Here is a 12,898-nt window from a genome sequence, read left to right as displayed (position 1 = left end):
CTGGCCGTGTGAAGCGTGCCGGTCAGAACTGTTGTCGCTCAGAACTGTTGTTACTCAGAAGAAATGGGTGAAGCGTATCGCCCCTTCGTTCATCCGGTAGCCGTCGCCGGACTGGCCGGTGTAGTCCAGCCTGACCTCCGAGGTGGCGTTGACCTTGAGGTTCAGGCCGGCGGCGTACTGGTTCACCTGGCGCGGTGTGGACAGCTGGCTGTTGAACGAGCCCACCGAGTCGTCGGAGCCGATCAGGCGCATGTCGGTGTTCCAGTCGTCGCCGGTGGAGAAGGAACGGCCGACGCTGACCGACGGCGTCAGCTCGGCGCCATTGGCGAAGTGGATGTGTTTGCCCGCTTCGAGCATCGGTGCCGCCGTGTAGAGCGTGTCGTTGCCCGCGTCCACCTTGAGCCCCAGTGCACCGGCGTTGGTCTCGCGGAAGCTGTCGGTGTGGATGTTGACGGCGTGCACGTCCAGGTAGGGTTTGACGTACCAGTCGTCGCGCCCGGCCAGGTACGACACCCGCGAGTGCAGGCCGAGGTTGTAGCCATCGAACGAGCCATGGGCCTGCAGGCGCTGGTCGCCCACCTGCAGGTTGCGGCTGGAACGGTAGCTGCCCTGGGCCACGTCCAGCGCCCCGCTGAAGGTCCACGGGCCCCACTCGCGCTTGATCACCGCACCCAGGCTGTAGCTATGGTCGGTCACCCCGCCCACGCCGCTGGAGGAAGACTCCTCGCCATCGTTGTAGGCCACCGAGCCACCCAGCCACCAGCCGTCGGCGATCTGGTGCTGGCCGCCGATCTGGAACACATGGTTGGTCAGGCTGTAACGATCGCCGTCGCTGCCATCCACAGAGCTGTTCTGGTCCACCGCACGCGCCCACAGGCAGTCGCGCTCATGCTGGCCGGCGGCACTGGCGTCGTTGTCCGGGCAGCTGTTCATGCGGTTGACGAAGGCTTCGCTGGCGGTGAGCCGCGCCACGCCGACCATCTGCAACGCTTCGGCGCTCAGCCCGGCGAGGGTGGCGCGGTACTGGCCGGGATTGCTCACCTGGTCGAGCGCGCCGTACAACGGCGACAGCGCCTGCGCGCCGGCGTCGTAGTTGGCCTGCAGGTGATCGGCCAGTTGCTGGGCGTTGCGGCTCAACCCGGCGGCCCGCGCGGCGCTGGAGAACTGTGCGTTCTGCGTTACCGACAACGAGTCGCTGGTGATCTGCGGGGTGTACTTGTACAGGTAGTTGGAGGCGTCCTCCACGGTCAGGTTGCTGGTGGTCAGGCCCTGGCTGGCGGTGAGAATCTGCGCCGAGGTGCTGGCCATGGTCACCGGATTGATCTTCACCGTGCCGGACAGGTCCGCCGCACCGAAGACGTTGAGGGTCGAGACCTGGCCGCCAGCGAAATCGACGCTGCTGGTCAGGGTGCCGCTGCTGTTCAGGTGGCCGGTGAGCAGGGTGTTGGGCGCCTGGTTGGTGGCGCTCAGGCCGTTGCCGACCTGCACATTGCCGCTGCTGTCGACCTCGGCGGCCGAACTCACGGTGCCCATCTGAGGTGCCCAGGTGCCGGCGTTGGTCAGCGTCCCGCCGTTCAGCCGCACAGCGCCGCCGAGGGTGCCACTGGCCTGGTTGTCGACGGTCACCACGCCGCGCAGGGAGTCCACCGCATAGCCCGAACTCGGGCCATGCTCGATGGTTCCGCTGTTGGTCACCGTGTTGCTCGTCGCGTTGCTGTTGAAGACGATGGTGTTGCCGTTCTGGCTGCTGACCGTGCCGGTGACCTTGACCGCCGTGGCGTTGCTGGAGGCGCTGCTGCCATCGGCGTTGACGAAGATCGCCGGCGCATTGTTGCCGGTGGTGGCGACCGCACCGTCGACCTGCACGGTGATCGGTCCGGAAGTGCCGGTGCCGCCGGCCGTGCCCATGTAGGCGGTGCCGTCGCTGGCGACCAGGCCGCCACCGCCGCCCACGCTCTGGGCGAAGATGCCGGTGGCGGCGCTACCGGTGGTGGTCACGCTGGCATTGACCGGCACATCGACGATGACCGCGCTGCCATTGCCGGTGCTGCCCAGGTTGAGCAGGCCACGGTTCTGCGGGGTGAATGCGCCCGTGGCATCGCCGGTGATGGAGAAGTCCCCACCCAGCAGGCCACCGCCACCCACGCTCTGGGCGATCACGCCGTAGGAGCCGGCGCCGCTGGTTGCCACGTTGCCCAGCACATGCACGCTGGCACTGGAGCCATCACCGACCACGCCGTTGGCCACGGCGAAGTAATTGGCCGCGCCGGTGGCTGCCGCCTGCAACCAGCCGCCGCTGCCGCCGATGCTCTGCGCCAGGACGCCGGGCGCATTGATGCCGGAGGTCTGGACGTTCTGCGCCATCACCAGCACCGGGCCACCGCCGCCGCAGGTGGCAGCGGTGCCGCCGCAGGCCTGCACGGCGTCCTTGCCGGCCAGCTGGAAGCCGCTCATGGTCAGCCCGCCGGTGCTGACCGCGCCGCCGGTGAGCGGGTTGCTGGTGGTGTCGTTGAGCGACACCAGGCCACCGCCGCCGCCGATACTCAGGCCGGCGATACCGGCCGCGTAGCTGCCCGAGGTGGACACCAGCGTCGCCGGTCCGCCGCCCAGGTCGGGCATGCTGTAGATCGCCACGCCGCCGCCATCGCCGGTGGCGCCGCTGTTGCCGCCCAGCTGCACGTTGACCGTCTGCGGCTTGGTGTTGCCGTTGAGACCGCCGGTGGAAGTGAAACCACCTACGCCGCCGCCACCGCCGATGCTCGCGGCGAGGATACCCACCGAGGCACTGCCTTCGGTGGCGATGCTGCCATTGTTGGTCACGCTGACATCGTTGCCATTGCCCGCCGCGCCACCCTGGCCGCCCACGGCGATGGTGGCGTTCATCTTCGCCGGATCTTCGCTGGAGTTGTTCGAAGCGCTCACCAGGCCACCCGCGCCGCCACCGCCGCCCACGCTCAGGGCGAAGATGCCGTCGGCCATCGGGCCCAGGGTGTGGATCGCGCCGGTGCTGGCGTTGAGGACGTCGACGGTGCCGCCGTCACCGCCGGTGCCGCCCTTGCCGGCAAAGCCGCCGCCGATGTTCAGGGTCATGTTCAGGTCGCCGTTGCCATCGCCCGCGGCCGGCAGCTTGGCGCCGTCTTCGCTGTTCTGCGTGTAGTAGCCCTTGACCAGCCCGACCACCTTGTTGACGCCCTTGTCGAACAGCGAACTGGCATTGGGCACGAAGCCCTGGGTGTTGTTGCTGTAGGTGGTCACCACGCTGGGCAGGGATTTCTCCAGGTAGTTGAACAGCTGGGTCTGCGGGTCGTTGCCGCCCTTGCCGCCGCCTCCGCCGACGCTCTGCGCGTAGATCGCCGAGGCATCGCCGCCACCGGTGACGATGCTGCCGGCGTTGTTCACCGTGACGCTGCCGCCGGTGTTGCCCGAGCCGCCATTGCCGCCGACCGCCACCCGCGCATTGAGCGTGCCGGAGCTGCCGTTGGCCACCCCGCCGCCGCCATTGCCGCCACCGCCACCGATGCTCTGGGCAAGGATGCCGTGGGCGTTGTCGCCCAGGGTGATGATCGCCGCCGCGGCCGAGTTGTTCACCGTGACGCTGCCGCCGGTATCGCCGGTGCCGGCGCCACCGCCGATGCCCAGCTCCAGCTCGCCGGCCTTGCTGCTGTCGTTGTCGGCGAACTGCCCGCTATCGGCACTGCCCACGCCGCCGTTGCCGCCGCCCCCGCCAATGCTCTGCGCGGCAATGGCACTGCTGTCGTTGGCCATGGTCCAGATCAGCCCATTGTTGTTCGCGGTGACCGAGCCGCCGCTGCCGCCGCCCTTGCCGTCGCCACCGATGGCCATGTTGATGTTGAGGGTGGAGCCCTTGGTGTTGAGCTGGGTGGCGCTGGAGTCGCCGCCGTTGCCGCCACCGCCGCCGATGCTCTGCACCAGCAGGCCGTGGGAGCCGGTGCCGTTGGTGACGATGGAGAAGTCGTTGGTGCCGGTGACATTCCCCCCATCGCCACCGGCGCCGCCCTGGCCACCGATGGACAGGGTGAAGTTCAGCGACGGCGCTTCGGAGCTGTTGATCAGCTGGTACGCCGCGGCCTTGCTCGCACCACCGTTGCCGCCACCGCCGCCGGCGCTCATCACCTGCATGCCGTAGGCGTCGTTGTTCTGGGTGAGAATCTGCCCGTCGTTGAGCCCCTGCACGTCACCGGCGTCGCCGGCCTTGGCGCCTTTACCGCCGACGGCGACGGTCACGTCGAGCTGGGCGCCGCCTTCCACCGAACTGGCCGAGCCGCCGTTGCCACCGCCGCCGCCGATGGCCATGGCCTGCATCCCCACCGAGTGCGCGCCGGACGTCTGGATCACGCCGTTGTTCGCTGCCGAGACCTGCAGGGTGCCACGCTGGCCGGCGCTACCACCGCTGCCGCCGGTACCGCCCACGGTCATGTCGAACACGCCGCCGACGGTGCTCGACGCGTTGCCGCCGGAGCCGCCGCCCCCGCCGATGCTCATCGCGGTGATGCCGTTGGAGCGGTCGCCCTGGGTCAGGATCACTGCGCCGTCCAATGGCTTGCCGAAGGCATCGAGGTAATCGCCGTTGTTCACAGTGACCGTGCCGGCGGTGCCACCGGTCTCGCCATTGCCGCCCACGGCGAAGCCGGCGATCACGCTGCCGGTGCTGACGTCGCCGCCCGCCCCGCCACCGCCGCCGATACTCTGTGCAACGATGCCGCTGGCGTCGTTGCCCACCGTCGAGATGGTGGTCTGGGCGCTGTCCCCGGCGCTGGTGGAAAAGGTCTTCACCGACACGTCGCTGCCATTGCCGCCGATGGCGCCATTGCCGGACTTGGCCTTGAACACCGAGCCGGCGCTGGCCCCGTCGCCGCCCGAACCACCGATGCTCTGGGCGAGGATCGCCGGCGCGGTATGCCCGGTGGTGCTGACGTTGATATCGCCGACGGTCAGCTGCACGCCGCCACCGGACCCCGCCGCCCCGCCGCCGCCGGCATAGGCCGTGGGGCCCGAGGCGATGCCGCCCAGGCCACCATCGCCACCGAACGACTGCGCCGCCACGCCGGCGCTGAGGAACGAGGTTTCCGCCGTATTGCCCTGGGGCAGGTTGATGATGTTGCCCTTGTCGGTCACCGGCGAGCCCACTGCGGAAATCAGCCAGCCGGGATTCTGCGCCTCGCCGATGAGGGTCGCCGTCACCTGGCCACCCGAACCGCCCTTGCCGCCGTAGCCGCCGCGGGCAGTACCGCCGCTGGCGGAAGCATTGACGCCGACACTGCCCGCACCGCCCTGGCTGAGCAGCTGGACCCCGGTACCGCCGGAAACGAAGCTGGCGGTCTGGGTGTTCAGCGTCACCGAGCCGCCATCGCCGCCGGCGCCGCCGCTGCGCCCGGTGGAATCGCCGACGGTATGGATGGATTCGCCGCTGCCCGAGTTCGCCGGATTGGGCCCTGCCCCGGCGCCACCGATGGAAGACATCAGCAGTGCCGTCGCGCCAGGCGTGGTGCCGACCCAGCCCTGCTTGCTGACGATGCTGCCACTCAGGTTGCCGATCACGGCGCCGCCGTCACCGCCCGAACCAGCCGCGCCCGAGGCACCGTTATTGGTGTCGTAGCCGCCGCTGAAGCCGCCCATGCCACCGGTGCTCTGCACCGAAACGGCTGCCGGGCCGCTGCTGGAGCTGTTGACCTGGGTACCTTCGGCCAGGGTCAGGGACAGTTCGCCCGGCGTGCCGCCCAGTCCGCCGTCGCCACCGGTCGGGCCGCTATTGCCGCCTTCGGTATCGTTACCTGCACCGCCTTGGCCGCCGGTGACGGACAAGCCCAGGGTCGGACCGCTGCCGCCCGCCGTCAGCGTGGTGCCGCCGTTGACCTGGACCTCCAGGTCCGGGCCGGCCGGTGCGGCGCCGCCGGGCTGTGGGTCCTTGTCGTCGCCGGTGCCGACGGCGCCAGGCTGGCCGGTCTGATTGTTCACATAGGCGCCCTGCGGGCCGCTGGGCAGGATGACGCTCTGGGCCAGGGCCGGGTGGGCCTGGAGCACGGCGGTCAGCACCAGGGCCAGCGGAGTCAGGGTGAAAGGGTTCAGTCCGGGCAGCCGGGGGCCGCCGAGGCGATTCGGGGACATGGGAAAAGTACCTGCGGGATTGCCCGGGAAGCCGGGCTGGGAGCGCACATGATAGGAACCCGGCCGGGAGTTTTTAACTCGCTTTCCGGGTGCCTGCGCTTACTCGAAAAAACGCTGGAAAATCAATTTCCTGCAGAGAAAAACCGGCATGATCCAGGGCCCATCGCGTACCTCGACCTCAGGTTTGGATGCGCCTCAGAAGTTCAGCAGCAGCTTGATCAGCGCATCCTCGATGCCTTTGCGGCGCTCGGGTTCGCGGGTCTGCGGATCGTTGAGCATCGCCCGCAGTACGCCGCTGACGGAATGGGTCAGCACGAACGCCTCGTTCTCGTCCACCTCGCGCAGCTGTTGACCCGCGCCCGCCAGGCCGTTGGCCTTCATGTGCTCGATAATCGCCAGGCGCAGCTGCGGCAGCGGCGTGCTGCCGTGGCGCGTGAGCAGGTAATTGACCAGCACCGGGTGCACGCCGGCGCGGCCCCCGTAGGCGTTGACGATGGCGCCGACCATCGCGCGGATCCGCCCGCCGGGCTCGGTGACGTCCTCGCGCGTCAGGGCCACCATGACGTCTTCTACCAGGGCGCTCATCTCCCGTTGTGCCAGCTCGTCGAGTATCCGCTGCTTGTTGGGGAAGTACTGGTAGAGGGTGCCGACGCTGACTCCCGCGCGCTCGGCCACACTGTCAGTGGTGAAACCGTCCAGGCCATCGCGTTCGAGCAGCTGGCGGGAGGCCTCCAATATGAGGTCGACCTTCTCCAGCGCCCGCGCCTGGCGCGGAGTCCGCCTTGCAACCTCTTGATTCTTGATGACTTTTCTTGGCATTGGCGGGCGCTCGAAAGGCGAGTACTGGGGAAGCCGGACCCTTTCTATGATGGCAGCCACCCCACCAACCACAAGGTGATCCGATGACACACACTACCGCAACCCCACCGGAAAACCCCACCCGCCGCCTGGGCATGCGCTACCGCTTCGCCGACGAGCACATGGACCTGTTCTTCATGGCCGCGCTGGGCTGGGGCCCGGCCGGCGGCCTGGATGTCGGCCAGGCCTGGTACATCGCCGAGCAGATCGTCGATGGCGACCCGGACAGCTGGGTAGATGCCTTCGAGCGCTACGGCGCCTACCTCGACCAGCAGGCCTCCTCCTGGCTGGCCCGCGGCTGGCAGCGCCAGGCCGGCGAGATGCGCCTGAAGGCCTTCGCCAGCTACCGCTCGGCCTGGCAGTTCGCCGGGCCCGGCCAGCGCTTCGTCGAACTCTACCAGCAGCAGCGGCGCGCCTTTGGCCAGGCGCTGGAGGAGCTGCGGATTGCCAGTGTGCGCTTCGACACGCCCTGGCAGCACAGCCAACTGCCCGGCCGATTCTTTCCCCATGCCGACGCGCAGGCCCCACTGGTGCTGGTGATCGGCGGCGCGGATACCAGCCATGAAGACCTGTTCCTCACCGTCGGCCGCAACCTCCTCGAACGCGGCTACGCCGTCGCCCTGGCGGACCTGCCCGGCCAGGGCCTGACCCAGGCCGACGGCCTCTACTGGGAGGGCGAGGCAGAGAAGCCCATTGCTGCCGTCATCGACCAACTGATCGAGCGCTTCGGCGCCCGCCCTGGCCACATCGCCCTGCTGGGCCTGAGCCTGGGCGGCTACTTCGCCGCACGGGCCGCCGGCCATGAAACGCGACTGGCGACATTGATGGCCAGCACGCCGCTGCCGAATGCCGGAGAACTGTTCGCCCGCTCGGTGCAGGCGACCGAGCAGCAGTTCGACGCTGCGCCGCCCTCACCCGCCGCCATGCGCAACCACCAGACGACCTTCTGGAAAGCCGGCGCACAAACTCCCGAGGAGTTGGTCACCCGCACCGTCGCCATGCAGGCCGATCCCAGCCTGGTCCGACTGCCGTTCCTGTCGCTGCTGGGCGGTGGCGAGTCGGAGCTGTTCGCCAGCCAGGCGCGCCACTGGCACGACAGCATCCGCTCAACCCGCAAAGCCCTGGTGGAACTGCCGGCGGAAACCGGCGCCGACGGTCACGTGCAGGTCAACAACCGCCTGCGCCTGGCCCAGGAATGCAGTGGCTGGCTAGACGACCTGTTCGGCCGGCACTGAGGAGCCCATCACCATGCTTGTGCAACGACACCCGGGCGAAGACCTGCTGCCCGAGCCGCTCGCGCTGCCCACCCATGAGGATGCTGCGACAGGCCGGCGCCGCTCGCCGTCCCTGGATGACGATATCTGCATCCATATCTTTACCGTCTCGGCCACCATGGTCGGCGTCTGCCTGACGGTGATCGGCATCATCCGGGTGATCCTCACCCTGCGTCAGGAAGACCTGCTGATCGACGATCTGGTCGCCTCGAACATGCTGCTCTACATGCTCTCGGCGTTCTGCTCCTACTGGAGCCTGCGCACCCACCGCACGCGGCGCGGGTTGCAGGTCATCCGGGTGGCCGACATGGTGTTTCTGGTGGCCCTGGGGTTCACCGCGCTCAACGCCTGCATCATCACCTGGGCTATGAGTTCGACACCTGTGCCCTGAGGCCCGAAACCCGGCGAAGCGGCATTGCGCCCGCGTGCTTCCCGCAATCCTCGCCAGCTCCACAGGAGACAACCATGTATATCGCTATCGTCCTCGCCCTCATGCTGGTGCTGCCGGTCGGCTGCATCGCCGTCGAAGCCGTCGTGGGCAACCACGGGCTGACGGCGCTGCTGGTGGCGAAGTGGTTCGTCATCTGGTCGGTGGGCGCGCGGCTGTCGCTCGCCGGACTGCGGCAGATCATCCAGCCGCGCTATACCGCCGAAGTGATCCTCGGCCTGCGGCACGAGGAATCGCACTTCCTGGTCCGTGAGCTGGGCTTTGCCAACCTGGCGATGGGCATTACCGGTCTGGCCTGCGCGCTTTTCCCGGCATGGATTCACGCCATCGCCCTGTGCGGTGGCGTGTTCTATGCCCTGGCTGGCATCCATCACGCCCTGCAGGCACACCGCGGCCCGCTCGCGGACCTTGCCATGGTCTCGGACCTTTTCGTGGCGGCAGTCCTGCTGCTGGCCTTTGCGGCCATCCTGCTGTTTTCCAGCTGAGGCTTGCCGTCCGGCGGGCACTCACCTGTAGGAGCGAGCTTGCTCGCGAACCCGCATGGCACAGCGCACCGGGTAAAAAGAGCTTCGCGAGCGAGCTCGCTCCTACAGGAAAAGCGATCAGTGACCGGCGCTGGCCAGCAATCGCTGCGCGCGGGCCAGCACGGGGGCATCGACCATCTGCCCGTCGACCTGGAAAGCCGCCGCGCCACTCTCCGCTGCCGCCACCACGCGGCGCGCCCAGTCCAGTTCATCAGCGCTGGGCGCCAACGCGGCGTGGACCACGGCGACCTGTTTCGGATGGATGCACAGCGCGCCCAGCAGGCCAAGGTCGCGGCCATGGCGGATGGTCGCGGCGAAACCTTCGGCATCGTCGAAGGCCGGGAACACGGTGTCCAGCGGCGGCTGCAGGTCGTTGATCCGCGAATGCAGCAGCAGGCCCAGGCGCACCTGGTCATAGACCCCGGCAGCCGCCGGGGTGCCGCTGGCCATGCCGATGTCCAGCGCCAGGTCGAGGCCGCCGAAGGTCAGGCGCTCGACGCCTTCGCAACTGGCGATCTCGCCCAGGGCCAGCAGGCCGCGGGCGCTCTCGATCAGCGTCCATACCGGCTTGCCGCAGGAAGCGGCGATGCGCACCTGTACCGCGCGCTCGGCCTTGGGCAGCAGGATGCCGATAACTCCGGGCAGGCGCCCGCACAGTTCAAGGTCGGCGGCTTGCTCGGGGTCGCCGGCGGCGTTCACCCGCACCCGCACGCGGGCATCCGGGTTGGCGTTGAGAAAGGCTTCGAGATTGTCCCGTGCCTGGGCCTTGAGCGCCGGCTCGACGGCGTCCTCGAAGTCGACGATCACCGCGTCGGCGCCGCTGGCCAGGGCCTTGGCGAAACGCTCCGGGCGGCTGCCGGGTACGAACAGCGCGGTGCGTACGATGGATTCCTGGGTCATGAAACTCTCCTGGGTCATACCGCGCCCTGCTCGTGCAGGCGCTGGATATCCCCGGCGGTATAACCCAGTTCGCGCAGCAGGTCATCCGTCTGCTGCCCTAAAGCCGGCACGGCATCCATGCGCGGCGCGTAGGCATTGCTGTTCACTGGCGGCAGCAGCGCCGGCAGGCGGCCGGCCGGGCTGTCGATCTCCCGCCAGCGGTCGCGAGCGGCCAGTTGCGGGTGCTGCCACAGGCCGCGCATGTCATTGACGTGGGCGTTGGCGATCTGCGCCTGCTCCAGACGCTGGACCACCTGTTCAGCGCCCAGATTGGCAAAGGCTTCGACGATCAGCGCACGCAGCGCATCGCGATTGGCCACGCGCAGGCTGGTGGCGGTGAAACGCGGGTCGGCGGCCAGCTCCGTGCGTTGCAGGACGACTTCGCAGAACAGCTTCCACTCGCGTTCGTTCTGCACGCCGAGCATGACGCTGCCGCCATCGCCGGTAGGGAACGGCCCGTACGGGTAGATGGTGGCGTGGGCGGCGCCGGCACGTGGCGGCTGCGACTGGCCTTCGAACGCGTAGTACATGGGGAAGCCCATCCACTCGGCCATGCCTTCGAGCATCGACACCTCGACGCGGCTGCCCTCCCCGGTTCTGCCGCGCAGCAGCAACGCCGAGAGGATGCCGCTGTAGGCGTACATGCCGGCGGAAATGTCGGCGATGGAGCAGCCGGCCTTGGCCATCTCGTCGGCGCCTGGCCCGCCGGTCACCGAGAGGAAGCCGCTCTCGCTCTGGATCAGCAGGTCGTAGGCCTTCTTCTGCTCGTAGGGGCCGCCTTCGCCGTAGCCGGAAATGTCGCAGACGATCAGCCGCGGGAAGCGCTCATGCAGCGCCTCGAACGATAGCCCCAGGCGCGCGGCAGCGCCCGGCGCGAGGTTCTGCACCAGCACGTCGGCAGTTTCCAGCAGTTGCTCCAGTACGGCCTGGGCCGGCTCCTGCTTGAGGTCCAGGGACAGGCTTTCCTTGGAGCGGTTGGTCCAGACGAAGTGCGAGGCCAGGCCGCGCACGCGCTCGTCGTAGCCACGGGCGAAGTCGCCGACGCCGGGGCGCTCGATCTTGATCACGCGGGCGCCGAGGTCGGCCAGCTGACGGGTGCAGAACGGCGCGGCGATGGCGTGTTCCAGGCTGACGACGGTGATGCCGTCGAGGGGACGCGAACTCATGGGCAACTCCAGACGCCGGCCGGGCGGCCGACGCTCGTTCTTCAGGAATATCGGACGGTGGCACCGGGCGGCTGGCCGCCTGGGAGTCTCTGTCAGTGGAAGTCGTCGAGGTTCGCCAGTTCGTGCAGGCTCCAGCTGGCCCGCACCAGGCGATCCGCTTCGGCCTCGCTGCGCTGGCCGGCGAAGGCCAGCAGGCGACGGAACTTGTCTTCCAGTTCGGCGCGGCTCAGGCCGTTGCCCGGATCGCCCTTGGGCTCGTCGATGGCGCCGTGCAGCTGGCGGCCATCGGTGGTGAGCACGTCGACGCGGCCGAGCCAGCGTCGCGGGTAGGCGCCGTCCACTTCGGGGTCGAGCTGCATGCTGACCTTCTCGCGGAACGCCGCGACCTCGGCGTCGCTCAGGGAGAATTCCTCGAACTCCACCAGCCCGGCCTTGCCGTGCACGGCGATCAGGCCCAGCACGGTACCCATGGAGAACTTCGCCTGGTGCACCGTCTGCGGCACCACCACGCGGCCGAGCACATCGATGGCGCCCTGGTGGACGCGCGTGGTGACCTGGGCGATATCGCCGTGCTTGAGGCCTTCGCGCTGCATCAGGCCCAGCAGCGCGTCGGCGGCGGGATGGGTGTGGCGGCAGGAGGCGTGGAACTTGTAGGAGGTCTCGCAGAGCGCCCAGCGGGTGCCCAGGCCGTCCACCAGACGGCTCGGGTCGGCGTCGCTGGACATGCCGGCGGCCATGCCCTGTTCGCCTTCGAGGATGTTCTGCGCGCCGCTCAGGCCGTCGGCCGTCAGGTAGGCGGCGAGCAGGCCGTCAGCGGCGGCCTTGGCGGTGTGCAGCTGCTTGGAATCGGCGGCGTCGCGGAGGAACTCCCAGAGCCCGGCGGCCTGGGTGCCGGCGCTGCCCAGGCAGTTGACGAACTGCCGGCTGTCCAGGCCCAGCAGCTTGCCGACGGCCACCGCAGCGGCCAACGTGCCGACCGTGGCGGTGGTGTGGAAGATGCGGTAGTGCGAGCGGCCGAGGAACTCGCCGATGCGAATGCCCGCTTCATAGCCGGCGACGCTGGCGAGGATCAGCTCGCGGCCGGACTTGCCCAGCTCCTGCGCGGCGGCCAGGGCCGCCGGGAAGACCACGGTGGCCGGGTGCAGTACCGAGCTGTTGTGCAGGTCGTCCTGCTCCACCAGGTGCGAGCTGGCGCCGTTGACCAGGGCGGCGAAGTACGCCGAGGTCGAGGTGCCGTCCACCAGCACGCGGCTCTGGCCGCTGGCCGGGCCCATGCGCTGGGCGTAGCGCTGGAACAGCGGGATCGGGTGGCGATTCTGGCTGGCCAGGGCCGAGCCGAGCCAGTCGAGGAACAGTTCCTCGGTGTACTCGACCACGGCGCTGGGCAGGTCTTCGTAACGCAGGCCGGCAAGGAATTCGGCAAGGGCGTGGGTATTGTTCATTGTTCTTCGTCCCGGCTCAGAAGGAACGCGGCAGTTCGAGCAGGTGCTCGGCCACGTACGACAGGATCAGGTTGGTGGAGATCGGCGCCACCTGGTACAGGCGGGTCTCGCGGAACTTGCG

9 protein-coding genes are annotated in these 12,898 nt (G+C 68.8%); 3 read left to right on the top strand and 6 right to left on the bottom strand.

From position 1 onward, the window contains the following. Positions 1–54 precede the first annotated feature (54 nt). Complete coding sequence (locus HNP46_RS18510) at positions 55–6,126, bottom strand: autotransporter outer membrane beta-barrel domain-containing protein (RefSeq protein ID WP_184591734.1); 6,072 nt, start codon at positions 6,124–6,126, stop codon at positions 55–57. A 195-nt stretch (positions 6,127–6,321) separates the two neighbouring features. Further along, positions 6,322–6,945: a TetR/AcrR family transcriptional regulator gene (locus HNP46_RS18505; RefSeq protein WP_184591732.1), complete on the bottom strand. Its 624-nt coding sequence runs from the start codon at positions 6,943–6,945 to the stop codon at positions 6,322–6,324. A gap of 83 nt (positions 6,946–7,028) precedes the next feature. Between HNP46_RS18505 and HNP46_RS18500 the strand changes: the two genes are divergently transcribed. From HNP46_RS18500 to HNP46_RS18490, 3 genes are all read left to right on the top strand, one after another. Beyond that, positions 7,029–8,219, top strand: a complete 1,191-nt coding sequence (locus HNP46_RS18500; protein ID WP_260403206.1) for an alpha/beta hydrolase family protein — start codon at positions 7,029–7,031, stop codon at positions 8,217–8,219. A 13-nt stretch (positions 8,220–8,232) separates the two neighbouring features. Continuing rightward, positions 8,233–8,649 carry a hypothetical protein gene (locus tag HNP46_RS18495; RefSeq protein ID WP_260403205.1) on the top strand — a complete coding sequence of 139 codons (417 nt, stop codon included), beginning with the start codon at positions 8,233–8,235 and terminating at the stop codon, positions 8,647–8,649. 74 nt (positions 8,650–8,723) lie between these two features. Continuing rightward, positions 8,724–9,191, top strand: coding sequence for a DUF6790 family protein (locus tag HNP46_RS18490; protein ID WP_184591730.1), 468 nt, complete (start codon positions 8,724–8,726; stop codon positions 9,189–9,191). Positions 9,192–9,308: 117 nt separating this feature from the next. Here the strand turns inward: HNP46_RS18490 and HNP46_RS18485 are convergent, their stop codons facing one another. The 4 genes from HNP46_RS18485 to HNP46_RS35900 form a co-directional block, all read right to left on the bottom strand. Continuing rightward, positions 9,309–10,130 (bottom strand): HpcH/HpaI aldolase/citrate lyase family protein, encoded by an 822-nt coding sequence (locus HNP46_RS18485; protein ID WP_260403204.1) that lies wholly within the window; start codon positions 10,128–10,130, stop codon positions 9,309–9,311. 14 nt (positions 10,131–10,144) lie between these two features. Then, complete coding sequence (locus HNP46_RS18480) at positions 10,145–11,335, bottom strand: CaiB/BaiF CoA transferase family protein (protein ID WP_184591727.1); 1,191 nt, start codon at positions 11,333–11,335, stop codon at positions 10,145–10,147. 92 nt (positions 11,336–11,427) lie between these two features. Next, positions 11,428–12,777 carry an MmgE/PrpD family protein gene (locus tag HNP46_RS18475; protein ID WP_184591724.1) on the bottom strand — a complete coding sequence of 450 codons (1,350 nt, stop codon included), beginning with the start codon at positions 12,775–12,777 and terminating at the stop codon, positions 11,428–11,430. A 16-nt stretch (positions 12,778–12,793) separates the two neighbouring features. After that, positions 12,794–12,898, bottom strand: a 105-nt coding sequence (locus HNP46_RS35900; RefSeq protein WP_253392587.1) for a hypothetical protein, incomplete at its 5' end; no start/stop codon positions are given.

Origin of the sequence: Pseudomonas nitroreducens (genome assembly GCF_014204515.1) — a bacterium.
Taxonomy (GTDB): Bacteria; Pseudomonadota; Gammaproteobacteria; order Pseudomonadales; family Pseudomonadaceae; genus Pseudomonas; species Pseudomonas nitritireducens_A.
This window is presented reverse-complemented; position numbering and strand designations above follow the sequence as displayed.